The 18,094-nt window shown below is 42.0% G+C and carries 14 protein-coding genes; 5 read left to right on the top strand and 9 right to left on the bottom strand.

Going from position 1 to position 18,094, the window contains the following annotated elements:
- Window positions 1–611 precede the first annotated feature (611 nt).
- The 5 genes from K0625_RS14210 (at window position 612) to K0625_RS14190 (ending at window position 8,820) form a co-directional block, all read left to right on the top strand.
- Complete coding sequence (locus K0625_RS14210; protein ID WP_220110292.1) at window positions 612–1,082, top strand: hypothetical protein; 471 nt, start codon at window positions 612–614, stop codon at window positions 1,080–1,082.
- Window positions 1,083–1,212: 130 nt separating this feature from the next.
- Entirely contained in the window at window positions 1,213–2,004 is a 792-nt protein-coding gene (locus K0625_RS14205; RefSeq protein WP_220110291.1) for a fimbrial biogenesis chaperone, read from the top strand.
- Window positions 2,005–2,042: 38 nt separating this feature from the next.
- Window positions 2,043–5,132: a carboxypeptidase regulatory-like domain-containing protein gene (locus tag K0625_RS14200; RefSeq protein ID WP_333473855.1), complete on the top strand. Its 3,090-nt coding sequence runs from the start codon at window positions 2,043–2,045 to the stop codon at window positions 5,130–5,132.
- 60 nt (window positions 5,133–5,192) lie between these two features.
- Window positions 5,193–5,612, top strand: a complete 420-nt coding sequence (locus tag K0625_RS14195; RefSeq protein WP_220110290.1) for a DUF4402 domain-containing protein — start codon at window positions 5,193–5,195, stop codon at window positions 5,610–5,612.
- Window positions 5,613–6,288: 676 nt separating this feature from the next.
- On the top strand, window positions 6,289–8,820 hold the full coding sequence (locus K0625_RS14190) for a TonB-dependent receptor (protein WP_220110289.1): 2,532 nt from the start codon (window positions 6,289–6,291) through the stop codon (window positions 8,818–8,820).
- Window positions 8,821–8,882: 62 nt separating this feature from the next.
- Here K0625_RS14190 and gloA read toward each other — a convergent pair whose 3' ends face one another.
- The 9 genes from gloA to K0625_RS14145 form a co-directional block, all read right to left on the bottom strand.
- Window positions 8,883–9,293 carry a lactoylglutathione lyase gene (gene gloA / locus K0625_RS14185; protein WP_220110288.1) on the bottom strand — a complete coding sequence of 137 codons (411 nt, stop codon included), beginning with the start codon at window positions 9,291–9,293 and terminating at the stop codon, window positions 8,883–8,885.
- A gap of 298 nt (window positions 9,294–9,591) precedes the next feature.
- On the bottom strand, window positions 9,592–10,230 hold the full coding sequence (gene nth / locus K0625_RS14180) for an endonuclease III (RefSeq protein WP_220110287.1): 639 nt from the start codon (window positions 10,228–10,230) through the stop codon (window positions 9,592–9,594).
- A 67-nt stretch (window positions 10,231–10,297) separates the two neighbouring features.
- The gene (locus tag K0625_RS14175; RefSeq protein WP_220110286.1) at window positions 10,298–10,996 is read right to left on the bottom strand and encodes an electron transport complex subunit E; all 699 of its coding nucleotides are present in this window, start codon (window positions 10,994–10,996) and stop codon (window positions 10,298–10,300) included.
- Entirely contained in the window at window positions 10,993–11,619 is a 627-nt protein-coding gene (gene rsxG, locus K0625_RS14170) for an electron transport complex subunit RsxG (protein ID WP_220110409.1), read from the bottom strand. The genes K0625_RS14175 and rsxG overlap by 4 nt, the downstream gene beginning before the upstream one ends.
- Before the next feature lie 29 nt (window positions 11,620–11,648).
- Window positions 11,649–12,701 carry an electron transport complex subunit RsxD gene (gene rsxD, locus K0625_RS14165; RefSeq protein WP_220110285.1) on the bottom strand — a complete coding sequence of 351 codons (1,053 nt, stop codon included), beginning with the start codon at window positions 12,699–12,701 and terminating at the stop codon, window positions 11,649–11,651.
- Between the two features lie 3 nt (window positions 12,702–12,704).
- Window positions 12,705–14,918 (bottom strand): electron transport complex subunit RsxC, encoded by a 2,214-nt coding sequence (gene rsxC / locus K0625_RS14160; RefSeq protein ID WP_220110284.1) that lies wholly within the window; start codon window positions 14,916–14,918, stop codon window positions 12,705–12,707.
- Entirely contained in the window at window positions 14,912–15,481 is a 570-nt protein-coding gene (rsxB, locus tag K0625_RS14155) for an electron transport complex subunit RsxB (protein WP_012325175.1), read from the bottom strand. Before rsxB ends, rsxC begins: the two co-directional genes overlap by 7 nt.
- A gap of 2 nt (window positions 15,482–15,483) precedes the next feature.
- Window positions 15,484–16,062, bottom strand: a complete 579-nt coding sequence (rsxA, locus tag K0625_RS14150) for an electron transport complex subunit RsxA (protein ID WP_220110283.1) — start codon at window positions 16,060–16,062, stop codon at window positions 15,484–15,486.
- Between the two features lie 110 nt (window positions 16,063–16,172).
- Window positions 16,173–18,077 carry an EAL domain-containing protein gene (locus K0625_RS14145; RefSeq protein WP_220110282.1) on the bottom strand — a complete coding sequence of 635 codons (1,905 nt, stop codon included), beginning with the start codon at window positions 18,075–18,077 and terminating at the stop codon, window positions 16,173–16,175.
- Between the last annotated feature and the right edge of the window lie 17 nt (window positions 18,078–18,094).

Here is an 18,094-nt window from a genome sequence, read left to right as displayed (position 1 = left end):
GTTCTGGTTAATTTGCGAACAATTCGAGTAAGGCGAAATTTTGATAAACAGTTTTTAGTTACAAACCTCTGAGATTCTTTTTGCGAGGGGGTGCTATATAGACATATAAATAGAGGTTTATACATGTTATTCCATTATTTTGTTGTGGTTTTATATGAGGCTAAACTAAATGATTGTAGTGATAAATGGCTGCGTTTTATTTAATATACAATTTGTACTTATGAAGGTTTATCAAAACAAACAGCCTATAAAATACGATTTAAATATATCCATAATATATTTATGGATAAAATAATATTACCCATACATATGTCATGGATAAGGGTGATTTCTTTATCTCATTGTAAATAATGTGGTTTTATCTTATATGTTAAATATGGTTACGATTAGAGCTCATTATTCGTTCATGTCTTCGACTATATTATATTATTTTTCCAAGATTGTAATGAAGATGTTGCAAAATGTTTCGCGTTTGATATCTTATAATCTTAAGACGTTAGGTTTGCTAGCGTTTTTACATTGACTTGTGCTTTTAATTTGAGCTATTTACTTCAGTGAAGATTATTTTAGTATAGGTACAAAATAATATAAAAATATTTGGGATTTAAATAATGAAGAATAATATTCTACTTTCTACTCTGATTGCGTCTACTTTTTTTATCTCAGCTCAAGCTGACGCTGCTCAAGCGACAGGTACAGCAAATTTCAATCTGGTTTACCCTATTTCTGTAACTGAAACAGCTGTGATGGAGTTTGGTGATGTGAGCATTCTTGCTGACGGTAACTGTTCTTTAGGCTATGCAGATGACACTTCAGGTACAGCTTGTGTTGCTGGTGGTAATGCCGCTTCATCTGGTGAGTTTACCATCGCTGCTGATAACACAACGGTCAATATTTCACTTTCTGCGGCTGACTCAGCAAGTGTTCCAGGTGTGACCTTTACACCAAGTGTGTCAAGTAACACATTAACAGTCACTGGTAATAGTGCAGTGTTAAAAGTGGGTGGAAGTTTAGATATCGTTGCGGCAAGTGCGACAGCAGGTGCTAAAAACCTGACTTACACTGTCGATGTAACGTACTAAAAATTACCTGTATAAACCGCTAAGTATCTCTTTAATATTTAGCGGTTAAAAAGAGACAATGCTCGTAGTACAAGCTAACCAATAATAAACATTGAGATTCAGTCTCATATAAATTAGCTGGGCGATAATAATGAAAAAATTTTTTTTGAGCTATTTTATAGCCTCACTTTTTAGTTCTGCAGTTTATGCCAACCTTCTTGTGACGCCAACTCGTGTAGAGTTAGATAATAAAGCGCAGCGTAGTGCTGTATTCTCGTTAGTTAACAAAGGTAAGCAAGACGCCAGATATAATATCTACTTTGAAGATAAAAAGTTACTTCCAACAGGGGACTATGTCTCTTTGGAAAATTCATCTACCTCTTTAGCTAAATTTGTTCGTTACTCTCCTAGGCGTGTGAGTTTGGCCCCAGAGGAGGGGACGAGAGTCAGGATGGCTCTAAGGTTACCTAAAGGAACGCCAGAAGGTGAGTACCGAAGTTATATCGTTTTTCATCAGATCCCGTTGGCGCCTACAGCAATCGATAATGAACAAAAAAATACCAGCAATACCTTGAGTTTATCGGTAACCGCATATATGCGGATCTCTATTCCAGTGATCTTAAGGCTAGGTACTCTCTCATCTGAAGTCTATATCGATGCTGATTTAGATAGGAAAACTCAATCCAGTGTTGAGGTTACTTTAGAACGTGAAGGACTAAGAAGTAGTTATGGTGATATTGAACTATTTTTGGTATCAAATGGGCAGGAGTTAGAAAGCGTTGGCAGTTATAAAAATGCCGCTGTGTATACAGAGTTAACAGCGCGTACCTTTGCTATTGAGTTATCTAAGCCTGTAGAGAAAGGTCGTGAACTCATAGTACGTTATCGGGAGAGTGAGAGCTTATCCGATGCAAAAGTAGTTGAGACTCGAATAGTTCTTTAAAAATTCTATTTGTGTTTAAAGAAGAATCACATCACATAGTGTCAAAGCATAAGTCGTCATGGCCTATGCTTTTTCTACTTTCTATCATTTTACTTTTACTCTTTTCCATCTATCTCTATCTAGAAGACGTGTCTCCTTATTCTAGTACCGGCATTGAACGGGAGGTACTAGAAGTATATCAAGATATTAAACGTGATACTAAGCAAGGTACTGAACAAAATATAATACAAAACAATGCAGCTGAGAGTCAGAGTTTAAGTGGGTTTGAAAGAACTGTTGATGTTATCGACTCAACTCAATCTTCAGAAGCCACACAATTTGAGAAAGAGTTTAAACATAGCGGCAAGCTGATAGATGTTGCTTCTGGCAAGGCCGAGGTATTTATCTCTGAGCGTCGTCGTTTAGAGCAAAAAACGACGGGAAACAGGTCAATGATGCCAGTAAAACTTAACCCCGATGGTGAGTTATCTCATTCCACCTCTTCTCAACAGCAGGTGAGGATGATTCAAGGGGAGAAGATCCCATTACAAGCCACTATAAAAGAACCTCTATTGGTAAAAGAGCAAAGGTTACAGCCCAAAAAAGCATTAGCAAGTGACACTGACATTTTTACAACCAGAGTAAAAAGCTCTGATTGTGGTCAGACTGCGTTTTACGCTTATGAAAGCTCGCCAACTTCAGATGAGCTTTTTATCATCAGTCAGTTAAAGTATGGCGATCAGGTGTTAAGTGATGAGATGTTCGCCTATCAGCAAGGTGGCGTCCAATATTTGCCTATCCAACTACTTGCAGAGCTGCTTTTACTGCCGGTGCAACTAGACTCCGAGTCCCTGTCCTTATCAGGCTGGTTTTTATCTCCTGAACGAAAAATAGAGTTGAGCAATGGTCTATTAAGTTATTGGTATAATAAAGGAGCATGCGGATTTCCTGATGGAGAGGTTTTCTTTGATGACTGGGATCTTTATTTAGATAGAGGGCTGATAGAGCATATGTTTGGTTTGAATATTCGCTTCGATGCTTCTAGGCAAAGATTTACGATTCAAACTTCTAACGATATCCCTCTTTCACAGCTTCTAGCAAGAGAGCAAAAGTTTAAAGCGTTTGAAGCGGAGCAGAAAAAGCGCGCATCACAGCAGATTATGCTAGTAGAGAGCCTTGATGCAAATATTGGCGATCTCGCTGGGCATATTGATCTTGGAGTCGTTTCTCAGCGGTTAGGTGAAGTGAACAAAACGAGTGATGAAGGCTTTATACAGGGGCGGAGTGATCTTGGTGGACATAATGCTTATCTGGGTTACTCCTGGTCTGACTCTGGAAAATATATCAACGGCTATATTGAGAAGTTTTTAAGCGACCAATGGGTAAAACATTACCGGGTTGGGAGTGTTGACTCCCACTCTTTGCCATTAGTATCAGAGTCCAGTTCAGGCTTAGGTGTCATTATTACGGCTGGTGATGGTTTTACGGATGATTTTAGGCATATTGTGATTGAAGGAGAAATTGAACCTGATTGGGATGTGGAACTGTACAGAAACAATAGTTTAATCGCGATTCAGCGGGTAGGTGCTGATGCAAGGTACCGTTTTACAGAGGTGCCTTACTATATAGGAACAAACCAATATCAGTTAAGGTTCTTCGGACCCAGTGGTGAGAGTCGCAGTGAATCATTCAGTAAAGTCTTAGATCAGTCAGTGCTTGAACAGGGAAGTGTAGGAGTCAGCGCTGGTGCCATGGTTAGAGATCAAGATCATCTGAAACAGTATTATTTGCATACTAACTGGGCTGTGACAGAAAATATCACCACAGGCTTGTCTCTCATCAATCAGGAGCTCGCTGACGGAGATTGGCAGTTTCTTCCTAAATTGAGTATGAATTTGCTAGGTGGAGAGAACCTTTTACAGTTCAATTTAGCTCATAGTGGAGACGGTTATGCTTTAGGAGCTGCGCTGCAGGGGAGCAGTGATAATTTTGATTGGAATGCTGATTGGCAGTTTTTTGAAAACTTTAACTCTTGGGAGAGTGCTCAAACTGAGTTAATACAGGAGGCTAACCTTAGTCTTAACACCAATATTGAAGACTCTTCACTTAGCTTAGCGTTATCAGCTAACTGGAAAGAGTATATGCAGCTTGATGATTTTCTTCAGATAAATGCCCAACTAGCTGGTCAGTTTAACCGGCTCTCATACAGTAATAACATACGTTGGCAATCCAATGGATCGCAAGAGATCGTGAGCGATCGCATTGCAATTTCTGGAAAGCTATTTAATTGGTATCTTCGAAGTTATCTCGATATTGATATTTTACCTGAGTTTGGGCTTAATCAATGGGTCGTTAATGCAAATACCGCGTTAAGTGATGATTTTAACTACCAGCTTGAGCTGAGCTATCAAGCGCAAGAGCAGAATGCTCACAGTATAAGAAACTCCATCTCATATCTGTTTGATCAAAGTTCGCTTCGATTAGTTTTAGAAAATTTTTCTGATGGAGACTGGTTTGCGCAACTTAAATGGAGTAGCTCCTTTTTGTGGCAACCTAGTTCAGGGCTATTGCTGCGAGACAGTGCGAGTTATTTAAATACTGGTGCCATCATTATAAAAGCATTCCAAGATGATAATGCAAACGGTGAGCTAGATGAGGGGGAGCTCCCTGTTAAGGGGCTGTCATTTTCAGGCCATAGTAGAGGAGGGGAGAAGACGGATAACAATGGTGAACTGCTTATTACTCACCTACAAACTGCCCAAGCTCAAAAGCTAAAACTGAATGAGGCCAGCCTACCTGATCCCTTTCTTATTCCATTAGCAAGTGCGATTAGTGTTAAGCCGCACCCAGGGCACATTGAGAAAATACCGTTTCCAATTCTCTATACCGCTGAAATGGAGGGGCAGTTGCTTACAACATCTGGCGCTGTGGCAAAGGGTGTGCCGATTAAACTGCAAAGCCACACTGCTGAAAATGAATATGCAGTTAGGGTTGAGTTTGATGGTGTTTTTATTTTTGAACGTATCCTGCCTGGAAGCTATAAACTCATTGTTGGAGATAAGTTTCACGACAATGTGGATCTAAAGCCTGGTGAATATCTTGATTTAGGCACAATAGCGCTCACAGGAGAGGGAAATGTGATCCATTAGCCTGTTTAATTATCATTTCTGACTATAATTGATTGAAACTCAATGTGATTGGTCAAGCGTATGCTGAGTACCGTGCTATTTGTCAGTTTAGTTGGTCAAGTTGGTTTTAACTTAATAGATCCTTTAGAGATCACCGAAACCAAGTCGGTGCACTTTGGTGATATTTTAAATCAAGCCAATGCGTCCTGTCGAATGACAGTAGGCTCACGAACTGGAGATGCCTGTATCCAGTCACCATCAACACTTGGTATGTTTCGAATCAATAGCGGAGGGAGTGCTGATGTTCAGATCCGAGTCTACTCAGTGGGCTCTCAAGATATCGATTTTACTCCCCTTCTTGAAAATGAGACATCAGAGCAGAATTATCAACTAGCCAAGGATGAGTTTGAGTTTAATGTTGGTGGTGAGTTGATGATAAAAAGAGTCATGGAGGCGGGACAACATCAAATTACATATATGGTTGAAGTTAATTATTTTTGAGCAACACTTTGATGAACTAAATATGTAGTTCATATTTTATGCTTTTATTACTGATAACAAATAAAAGAATAATTCACCTTTGTATATAATTTAATCTGACTTAATCCTCTTTGTTAATATATCGGTGGTGAGTGCATGTTAATTATTTATTGCAAAGTTAAGCTTGCATAACTTAACTAGACGAACTGTATCTATGTGTAACTTCGGCTGAGTGTTAAATATTCTTTAATTCCTATCTAACTGGCAAGTGTATAGCTGAATATTTGCTGTACAGCGTTAAAAAACCACAGATGTTCTGTTGAACTCTTTAAATTTTACCCATGAAGTTGAGCCAAAATGAGCATGGTTACAGTAGTTTCTGTGATCCGTGTCACAAAAACTGTATTTCTGCTGGTTGCGCTAGTGTTAACGACCTCTCGAAGTTTATCTCTAGTTTTTTAGTGAATGTTAGCGTCAAATACTATCCATTTTGTTATTTTATAGCGCGCGCACCATTATTTATTTGTCTTGTTTACCTGTTGACTCACTTTATTTAACTTTATTGCATCAGTCGTTAATAAAATGGCTGATTGACTGTATTAAGGTGAAACTTCAGTATCGAATGCAACGCCATAATTATTCATTTCGAAACAAGAAAAGGCGCAATAATAATAAACAAGTGAGGGAGTAAATCTTAATGATAAGAACATCACAGCATTCACGTAATAAATTAGCGACTGCAATTAAGCTAGGTTTAATTGCATCAGTTTCAAGTACCACATTTACAGTATCAAATACTGCTTTTGCAGAAGAAGCGGGTGCAGATGTTGAACGCATTGCAGTTACTGGCTCCCGTATCCAACGCCAAGACATGGAAACTGCATCACCAGTAACCGTAATTGGCGCTGATGAAATTCGCGCAGAAGGTTTTACTACCGTTGACGAATTACTACAAGCTCAAACATCTATGGGCGGTAAAGCCGTAGGTTCTAGCACTAACAATGGTGCGGACGGTGTTGCTCAAGTTGACCTTCGTGGTATGGGCTCACAGCGTACACTTGTATTGCTAAACGGCCGCCGTATGGTGAACTCTGGTTCTGGTGCAAACAGCTCTGTTGACCTTAACTCTATACCAGTGGCAATGATTGCACGTGTTGAAATCTTAAAAGATGGCGCATCAGCGGTTTATGGTTCAGATGCTATTGCTGGTGTAGTGAATATCATCACTAAGAAAGATTTTGAAGGTTTCCAAGTTGACGTTCAAGGCGGCATGACCGACAAGAGTGATGGCGAAAATGGTGAAATCAGCGCACTTTATGGCTTTAACACAGATACGGGTAACTACACATTTGGTGCCGCATACTCAGAGCGTAAAGGTGTAATTCAGTCTGACCGCGATTGGACAGATCCAGGTAACAGTTCATTTATTCCAAACGGCTCTTTGGGCGGTAAAGTGAAAGATGAAAATGGTAACTGGGTAGACCGCTCTGAGGGTTATGACTTTACTCAAGACAGCTTCTACCAGACACCAAGCAAGCGTTACAGCCTATTTGCTAATATGACTCAAGAGCTAGGTGATGACATCGTAATGACCGGTGACATTCTATACACCAAGCGTAAGTCAAACCAGCAGTTAGCACCACAGCCTGCCAACATCATGCTAGATGTTTGTGCGCCTGGTGATGACCCAATGACATGCCTAGAGCTTGATCAAGATATGATTGATGCTGGTATTACTCCAGATAAGAACGGCCAAGTTAACTACAGAAAACGTATGAATGACGTGGGTCCACGTATCTATAATCAGGACACTGATACATGGCGTATTTCTGCTGGTCTTGAAGGTTCGTTAGATATCAATACAGGTATGAACTGGGATGCTTCGTACACTTATGGTAATAACAAAGCAAAAACTGGCGTAGAGAACTCTATTAACGCTAACTTGATGGCTGATGCAATCTATGCTGACCAAGATCCTTGGTTAACTGGCAAGCCAATGACTGATCAAGATGTACTCAATAGTGTTTCTTATGATGAAGAAGCTGACGGTGGTAACGAGCAGCATGTATTCTCTGCCGGCTTAAACGGTGAGTTGTTTGACCTTGATGCAGGTGCTGTTGCATTTGCAATCGGTGCAGAGTATCGCTACGAGAGCGGTTACTACAACCCAGATCCAATTGTTGTAGCAGGTGAAAGTACTGCAGCGCAGCAAGATCCAACTGATGGTAGCTACAATGTTATCTCGGTATTCCAAGAAGTTAGTGTTCCATTTACTGATAAGCTAACGGGTGAATTTGCACTACGTTTTGATGACTATTCAACATTTGGTAATGCATCCACTTGGAAGATTGGTCTTACTTATGAAGCAACTGATGACTTAATGCTACGTACTGTAGCGGCTACGGGCTTCCGTGCTCCAAGCGTTAGTGAGCTATACGGTGGTAACTCAGGTTCATACGACTACCTAGTTGATCCATGGGGTAACGAGAAAGACCCACAGATCTTAGTAAACCGTACTTCAGATGAAGATCTTAAGCCTGAAGAGTCAGAGTCATACACTGCAGGTTTAGTTTACTCGCCAAGCTATGTTGACGGTCTATCGTTAACTGTTGACTACTGGCGCTTTAAAGTTGAAAACGCCATTACGCGCCTCGACACACAAGCCGGTATCGATGCTTGTTATGGAGGAGATGCATCAGCATGTGAAACCTTCAATATTGGCGCAGATGGTGATTTGTCCAACTTGACTAACTCACTAACTAACGTTGGTTTCCAAGATACAAGCGGTGTTGACTTTAACTTAGCCTACAACTTCGAAGCATTAAGCCTTGATTGGGTTGTAAGCAACGATACCACTTACTTGTTGAACTTTGAGCAAGACGGTAAAGAGTACACAGGTACAATCGATGGTAACTTCGGTGCATACGCAGAAGTTCGTAACAATTTCAGCATTAAAGCTGGCCAAGGCGATTGGAGCGTAATGTACTTCAACCGTTATATCGGTGAAATGGATGATTTAGCGACAGGTGATACTGTAGATTCTGTTCTATACCATAACCTATCAGCTACCTACTTCATCAACGATGATTGGATGTTAAGCGCTGGTGTTAAGAACTTTACTGATGAAGATCCATCAAAAGTATCTAACGGTAGTGACGGTGGTACTGTGCCAGAAGTTTACGACGTAATTGGTCGCACATACTTTGCTGGTGTAACAATGAAGTTCTAAATAGCTAAGGCTATAGAGTTAAATAAAAAGCGCCGAAAGGCGCTTTTTTGTTTTAACTGGTATTAACCTAATCCTTTCTGAGCAGAGCTTATCTGGATAAACTCAATTTTGTAGCCATCAGGATCTTCAACAAATGCAATTTCAGTGCTTCCACCTGCGACAGGCCCCGGTGCTCTGACTATCTTGCCTCCGGCAGCTTTTATGGCCTTACAGCGAGCGTAGATATCCTCTTCGCCAATTGCGAGGTGACCAAAAGCATTACCGTGATCATAGCTGTCGGTATCCCAGTTATAGGTGAGTTCGATAACGGCACTGCCACTTGCTTCATCACTGAAGCCGACAAATGCTAAGGTGTATCTGTATTCACTGTTTTCAGATTTCCGTAGCAATTTCATGCCTAACACCTGAGTATAAAATTCAATGCTGGCTTCAAGATTGGTGACGCGGATCATGGTATGGAGCAGTTGTGACATGCTTGCCTCTTAAATGTAAAAGTTAGGGGAGAGAGTAGGCTGGAATATAGCATTAAGCTTGCTTAACTTCACAGTTCTAATAGACAAGAGTTTGAAGTCGCTTCATAAATTCCGATAATAGCTTAAATGTAATTTTGGAGTTTAACATGAACATAGAATTAAAAATGGCTTTGGCTACAACTGCAATTATCGGTGCATTCCTCTCTATCTTCTTTGTCTGTTTATATTAATAGAGCCATATAAAAAAAGCCGCATTGCGGCTTTTTTTATAGAAATGTAAGTTATACCAATTGGTATATCACTCTGGATAAACCTTCTCTTTAAACTCACACAGCTCCTCGATTAGGCAGCTGCCACAACGAGGTTTACGGGCAACGCAGGTATAGCGGCCATGGAGAATAAACCAGTGGTGCACATCAACCTTAAACTCCGCAGGAACGACTTTTAACATCTTCTCTTCAACCTGATCGACATTCTTACCCATGGCAAATTTGGTGCGGTTGGCGACACGAAAAATATGGGTGTCAATGGCGATAGTTGGCCAGCCAAAAGCTGTGTTTAGTACAACATTTGCGGTTTTACGCCCAACACCGGGTAGGGACTCTAAGGCCTCACGGTCTTCAGGTACTTCACCATTATATTTCTCGATTAAAATCTCACATGTCTTGATGACATTAATTGCTTTATTATTGTATAAGCCAATGGTTTTTATATACTCTTTGAGTCCATCAACACCTAACGCATAGATAGATTGAGCAGTATTTGCGATAGGAAAGAGCTTATCTGTCGCTTTGTTAACGCTAACATCGGTAGCCTGAGCTGACAGGGTCACAGCGACAAGTAGCTCAAAGGGACTCGAAAAATTTAGCTCAGTTTCAGGGTGAGGGTTATTTTCTCTGAGGATCGATAAGATCGCTTGTCGTTTCTCTTTATTCATCTCTTTTGAATACTCTCTTTTAGTCGCTCATTTTCTAATTGTTCTTTTTGGGTTTTATAACCACTGATTAACTGACTTTAGTGACACGGGCGCGGGTAACAACTTCTACGGTATCGGGTGTCGGTGCTCTGTCGGCCAACTTTTTATCGATAATATTTTTAAAAGCAATTAAAAAGCCCATGCCAATAAAAGCGCCTGGTGGCAACATGGCCAATAGGAAGCTGGTATCTAACTGCCAAAAATGGATAGTGAGGTTAGCTGCCCAATCACCAAGCAGGAGGTCGGCTCCCGCAAATAGCGTGCCTTGGCTTAATATCTCACGGCTTGCGCCCAATACTGATAATACGAGTAAAAAACCTAAGCCCATCATAAAGCCGTCAAACGCAGATTTCACCACTGAATTACGTGAAGCGAAGGCTTCAGCTCTACCTATGATCACGCAGTTTGTCACAATCAAAGGCAAGAATATCCCCAAAGAGAGATATAAGCCATAAGCGTAAGCATTAACCAGCAGCTGTACGCATGTCACTAGTGCTGCGATGATCATGACAAAGATCGGGATGCGGATCTCTTTTGGAACAAGACTCTTCACTAATGACACGAGAATATTTGAACCAATCAATACCAGCATAGTGGCTAAGCCTAAACCCAAGGCATTGGTTAAGGTTGCAGTAACTGCGAGCAGCGGGCAGAGCCCAAGTAGTTGCACAAGCCCTGGATTATTCTTCCAAAGGCCCTGTAGTGCTATCTGTTTATATTCATTCATTGATAGTTAACCTCGCAATTAGCCGGTCTGGCTAATAATCTATCTTTATTAGCATTAAAATAGACGAGTGCACGTTTAATGGCCTTAACATAAGCTCTAGGAGTAATGGTTGCACCGGTAAATTGATCTATCTCTCCGCCATCTTTCTTAACGTTCCATCGGGCATCATCTTCAGACAAAAGGAACATGCCGTTAAAACCGAGCACCCAATCGGACTTTCTCAGTTCTATCTTGTCGCCTAGCCCAGGGGTTTCAGCATGGGAGAGGGTTCTAACTCCGAGAACTTCACCTTCAGCACTAATGCCTATGATTAGCCGTATATTACCGCTGTAACCATCTGGTGCGACGGTTTCCATGGCGATCGCGACAGGTACCTCTTTCATACTGGCGATATAGGAGGGCAGTGGGCTATCAATACCCAATACCTCTTCATCGTGTATTAAGATGCAGTGCTCAATGAGTTCATTATCATGGAGCGTATCTGGAATAATTTGATGCAATACGCGTTTAAGCTCTAGTTGCTGCTGCTCTTTGATCTTATCGAAGGTTTGTTGATCGACCAAAGCGACAAGTGCAGTGCAGAAGAATGCAAATATCGCTAATATCAAACCGTTTCTTAACATTGACTTTTTCACGCTATACTCCGGTTTGCTTAACTTCTTGACCTGTGGCCATAGGTTCTAGGCTTAATATAGTGATCGATAAATGGTGCACAAAGATTGGCTAATAAGATAGCGAATGCAAATGCATCAGGGTAGCCACCATAGGTTCGGATCACGTAAACGAGAACTCCTATTAATGCGCCAAATAGCAAACGTCCCCTAACACTGGTTGCTGCTGTGACAGGATCGGTGGCAATAAAGAAAGCTGCCAACATAGTTGCACCACTGAAGAGGTGAAGCAAGGGGCCAACATGCGTATCAGGGTTGAGTAGGTATCCTACACTGGCACAGATGAACAAACTTGCCAGTACACCCACGGGAATATGCCAACGTATAAGGTTAAGTTTTAACATCGCCAAACCACCTGCCAAGTAAGCCATGTTGACCCAGAACCAACCCACGCCAAAGCCGTCATTGAAGATGGATTTGGTTAGACTCTCTATGCTAGTTAGCCCCATGGAAAGATCTGTCTTAATGGTATCAAGTGGAGTCGCCATCGCGATGCCGTCAAAGCCCAACTTATAGGCTTCTACCTCACTTGCTGAAGGGTTAAGAAATATCAGTTGCAGCGAACCTAATAGATCAGCCGGTTGACTGGCCAACATCATAGGCGCAACCCAGCTGGTCATCTGAACAGGGAATGAGATAAGTAGCATCACATATCCTGCCATTGCTGGGTTGAAAATGTTATGTCCAAGCCCGCCATAGAGATGTTTTACGATCACGATAGCGAAAAGTACACCCATGACAGTCAACCACCAAGGAGCAAGTGGCGGGATCGCTATGCCTAAAAGCAATGCGGTAAGCAGGGCGCTATTATCTTTTAATGTGTCCGCCACTGGGCGCTTTCTCAGTTGAAGTACAATGGCTTCACTGATTAGGGCTACAGTGATAGCTAATGCCACCTGTATCAATACGCCCCAGCCAAAGAAATAACACTGGGTGGCCACACCTGGAAGCGTACAGAGTATCACGCGTTGCATTAATGTGCTGGTTTGAAAGTTTCGGCTCAAGTGAGGCGAAGAGGCAATTTTAAATGCCATCAGTTAGTCCTTCCCATTATCTAATTTAGCTTGCTTGGCTAATTTATTAGCCTTTGCTTTTGCCACTGCAGCGGCTATCTTGGCCTTTTTGTCATCTACCTCTGCTATTGGGGCATCGGTTGCAGGCTCTGAAGTTGCTGCATGGTTTTGCACCTCAGTAGCGTCAGCTGCTTTAAGTGCCGCTTTCTTGGCCTTGGCTTTAGCCACAGCTGCTGCAATTTTGGCTTTCTTATCGTCGACCTCTGCTACTGGAGTATCGGGCACTGGCTTTGATGTTTCGGTATCACTTTGGGGCTCAATAGCACTTGTATCTACCGCTTTGTGTGCCGCTTTTTTGGCTTTAGCACGGGCAACAGCAGCTGCAATTTTGGCTTTCTTATCATCAATTTGAGCTACTGGAGCATCCGGTATTGACTCTGTTGCTTCTGAATCATTTTCGGGCAAAGTAGCATCTGCTGTCTTAAGGGCTGCTTTTTTGGCTTTCGCACGGACAACGGCTGCCGCCACTTTGGCTTTTTTATCGTCGACAGGGTCTTGAGTTGTTGACGCTTCAAGTTTCTCAGGGGATGTTTGAGCTGCTTTTTTAGCTTTTGCTCGTGCAACCGCAGCAGCGACTGCGTCGCGTTTATCTGTCGGTGCTGAGCTTGCAACTTCACTGTTTGCTTCAGCCTCTTTTTTTGCTTTGATTCTAGCCATAGCCTGAGCGACTGCATCTTTATCCGTGCCAGACATATTGGCTTTACGTCTATCTGCTGCCTCTTTTTGCTTGGCTTCGCGAGCGAGCTTCTCATCTTCAAGACGCTGAGTGCGTAGTTCAAACCTCTGTTTAGCTAGCTCTGCCTGCTTCTTCTCCTCAATCTCATTTTTGACCGCAGACTTGGCGATGCGGTAATACTCGACTAAAGGAATATTACTTGGGCAAATATAGCTGCAGCAGCCGCATTCAATGCAATCATTGAGGTTATAACTCACTGCTTTATCATACTCTTGTGCTTTTGAATGCCAGAAGAGTTGCTGAGGTAAAAGCTGGGCTGGACAGACTACGGCGCACTCACCACAGCGAATACAGGGGAGCTCCTTCTGTTCTGGGGCCATCTCATTAGCATCAGGCAGTAGAATACAGTTAGTGCCTTTAAGTGTAGGGGCGCTATCATTGTAAAGTGCATAACCCATCATAGGGCCACCTATGATCACCTTGTCCGTATCCAATCCTTTAAAATTAGTTTGAGACAAAAGGTGAGAGATAGGCGTGCCAATTGGAAGCCAATAGTTGCCAGGTTTTGCGACATTATTGCCTGTAATGGTCACCACTCGCTCAATGAGTGGGTAGTTTCGCAAAACGGCATCTTGAATTGCGTAACAGGTGGCGACATTTTGAACCAAAATACCGAGCTGAGCAGGAATGGCACCTGAAGGCACCTCCTGTCCAGTTAAGATCTGGATCAGCTGTTTCTCACCACCAGAGGGATAGAGGGTTGGTAGAGTGGTGATCCTAACTCCATCCTCTGGCAGTACGCTGCGGCTTAAGGCTTGCTGCATTATCGAGATGGCTTGAGGTTTATTATCCTCTATAGCGATGATAAGTCGCTTAGGCTTTAACAGCCTATGGACAATAGCGATACCTTGCATAATGGCATCGCTTTGCTCTCTCATTATCATGTCATCAGAGGTGATATAAGGCTCACACTCAATCGCATTAATGATCAATAACTCGATATCACTGGCTGGGTTGAGCTTAATATGACTTGGGAAAGCCGCTCCACCTAAGCCTGCGATACCCGCTTGTTGTATCTTACTTAATATCTCTTGATTCGATAAGTGCTCAATATCAGTAAGTGCAAGCTTAGGGTGAACTTTATCACTTAAGGTGTCTAGTCCATCTGGTTTTATCACACAGCTCAGTACTGGCAGGCCGGATGCGTGATTACTTGGGCGTTGCTCAATATGGATAATATGGCCAGATGTGGGTGCGTGAACTGGCAGGTAGCCAAAATGACTGCCACTGGTTAACACTTCGCCTTTAGTCACATAATCACCGACAGAGACCGCCAATGTCGCGTTATCACCAACCTGGGGTAAGGGGATCACATATTCATCAGCCATAGGCAAAGATGCGATGTTTGTGGTGTTTGAGAGCACTTTTTGCTCAGGTGGATGAATACCACCAATTGCGCGCCAAAGTGTTCCTTTATCAATCTGTTCCAATAAAGTTAGCACTTGGTGTCCTCTTCAAGCATCTGTACTGGGATGGCGTTTAATTTCCAATCCCAGTTTTTAACTGTTGGTGTAATAGGTAGCATATCGATACAATCGACTGGGCAGGGGGCAACACATAAATCGCAACCTGTGCAATAATCTGTGATCACTGTGTGCATCTGTTTGCCTGTGCCTAAAATGGCATCAACAGGGCAAGCTTGGATGCACTTAGTGCAACCTATACATTCATCTTCGCGAATGTAGGCCACTTTTTTGACCTGAACCTCTTCACTAACCGTTAGGGGCTCAGGCTCTACACCTGCCATATCGGCGAGTTTCTCCATGGTTGCAGTGCCACCTGGGGGACATTTATTGACCTTTTCACCGCCTGCGATCGCTTCTGCGTAGGGTCTGCAACCTGGATAGCCGCATTGGCCGCATTGTGTTTGCGGCAATAAGGCTTCAAGTTGGTCGACGAGTGGATCGCCTTCAACTTTAAATTTTTCTGCCGCAAATCCCAGTAAAACACCGAAGAATAGGGCTAAGATCGTTAATAAAACGATCGCAATTAAGATACCTGACATAGTTAATTAACCAACCCAGTAAAGCCCATAAATGCCAGAGACATGAGTCCTGCTGTGATCATTGCGATTGCTCCGCCTTTAAATGGCTGGGGAACATCGGCTGCTGCCAGTCGTTCGCGCATGGCTGAAAATAGAATAAGAACAAGTGAGAAACCGACTGCAGCGCCAAAACCATAAATGGCAGACTCAACAAAGCCATGCTTTTCATTGATATTAAGCAGTGCCACACCTAATACTGCGCAGTTAGTGGTGATTAAAGGTAAGTAGATACCTAATGCACGGTAAAGTGATGCACTGGTTTTCTGTACGACCATCTCTGTAAATTGAACGACGACGGCGATCACCAAAATGAAGCTCATGGTCCTTAGGTAACCGAGTTCAAAGGGTAAAAGCAGGTATTGGTTTACCAAGTAGCTCAATATAGAGGCTAAAGTGAGAACAAAAGTCGTGGCCATAGACATGCCAATGGCTGACTCAAGTTTGCTGGATACCCCCATAAAAGGGCAAAGACCAAGGAATTTTACTAATACAAAATTATTGACAAGCACAGTGCTTACCAATAATAGGAGATATTCACTCATCTCAATTCATTATTTATAACAGTTATACCTGTTATTATCGGCTTTTATGAGCCCATTAACAACACATAGAATACAAGGTTTTGCACAAAGCGCTCAACTTCTAGTCTCTTTTAAGATATTGCTTTGTTTTGAAGAGCTTGAGGTTCGGCTATATAGTAACCTTGAAGCCCGTCAACCAGTAATTTTTCCAGTACAAATTTCTCCTCCTGACGTTCGACACTGGTGGAGATCACTTGGATGTTTAATCTACGTGCGATATTAATAATCATCTTAACAAAAAATTGATTATTGGTGTCTGTATCTATGTTGTTTGAATAAGTGCCGTCGAGTTTAATAAAGTCGGGTCTGACCTGTTTAAAGAATTTGAATGAGGTAAAGCCCATACCGAAATGTTCGACAGACACTTTTGCGCCAACGCTATGAATGGTTTGCACAAACTTGTAGCTGGTTACCAGATTAGTCTGCATACCTGATTCATTGACCTCAAAAACCAGTCTGGCTGCAATATGCCTTTGCTTGACTAACAGCGCTTTAAGCCAAGCAATAAAGGTCTCTTGCATTATCGATGAGGAGCTAATATTGATGCCGTATGAGCCTGTTAAGGCTGGGTTTTCAATTAACATCTTTAGTGTTGTGATAACAATAAGTTTATCGAGATCGACGACCATATCATGGCGTTCTGCCATGGCTATCACGGTTGCAGTGGGTAAAAATTTCCCTTCACTGTTATAAAACCTTGAGAATAACTCATTGTAGATCTTGGCATCTTTTCGACAGGGTAATATCGCTTGCTGGTAAAATTTTATCGCCCGTCTATGAATCAGATCCCCGATAGATTCTTTCCATTTTGTGTCACCATAGAGATCATCATTTTTGCCTTTTTCATGGAGATAAAAGCAATTAGGCCCAAGGGTTTGAGCGATACTGACCGCGGTATCCCCTTGTGACAGAAGCTTGCCTGGTTCACTATCATGTTCATAGGGAACCAATCCAGTATGGGCTATCGATTCGTTGTTGATCGTTTGCTGGTATTCGTCAAACTGTGCTTTCAAATTTTCGACAAAGGGAAGTCCATCTTTAATGACTATGCCTGGAATGAAGACTGCAAAGTCTGCTGTCGAAATTCTATAGCAATCTGAATTTGGGTACTTAGTCATGGAGTGGCGAATGCAGTTGGCAATTTTGGCTAAATATTCATCTCCAGCAGCTCTGCCTAAACTGTCATTGATTATTCCTAACTCAGAAGCCTTAATTAACGCCATTAAACCTATCTGGCTTTTTCCTTCCGCCGATAAAGACTCTAACTTCTGTGTAAAGCGTGTACGGGTTGCAAACCCTGTTATCTGATCTTCAAAAGCTGCTTTATTAAGACGCTCATGTTCTTTTGCAATCTCTTCATCTCTTTTTTTCAATCCACTACGGCAATGCTCTAATGCATTGGCTAATGGTTTAAATTCAGCCTTCAACTTAGAGCTTTCTAGCGCATTGTATTTATGGTTGGATAGGTCATTGACGTAACTGCTTGCATAAATGATGGTACGTCTATTCTTCATCATCAATAGGATAAAGACGACAGTAATAGTGAGATAGATAGCCCAGATGAATGCACAGATCTGTTGGAATTGGGTGAGGGCATTGAGGGTTAAATCATCTGTTGCAAGTTTTAGCTGAAGCCTACCATCCTCTAAAGTCCGGGTATCAGGTAACTCTTGTCGAAATAATGAAGATAAGGGGTGATCTGATACGAAGTTGAGTTGACCTTTAGTTAAGTTGGCACTGCTGTCTGTTGAATGGATAAATTGAAAAAATTGCAGTTTGGCTTGGGATTCTATCTGTGAATAGAGCTGCTGACCGTCACTTGGCCAGCTACGGGGTAAATTCATATAAGATTGAAAATCGGATAGCCGTTGATCAGCTTTTTCTGTTAGCTGCTGGGTTAGCTCAACGTAAACAAGGAAAGTAAGCCCTGTAAAAAGTAAAAAAAGAAAACTATGAAAAAGTTTTGAAACGCTCATAAATAACCCATTCGTAT

Source organism: Shewanella nanhaiensis (genome assembly GCF_019457885.1).
GTDB lineage: Bacteria > Pseudomonadota > Gammaproteobacteria > Enterobacterales > Shewanellaceae > Shewanella > Shewanella nanhaiensis.
The sequence above is the reverse complement of the archived record's forward strand: the minus strand, read 5'-3'. Positions and strand labels throughout refer to the sequence as shown.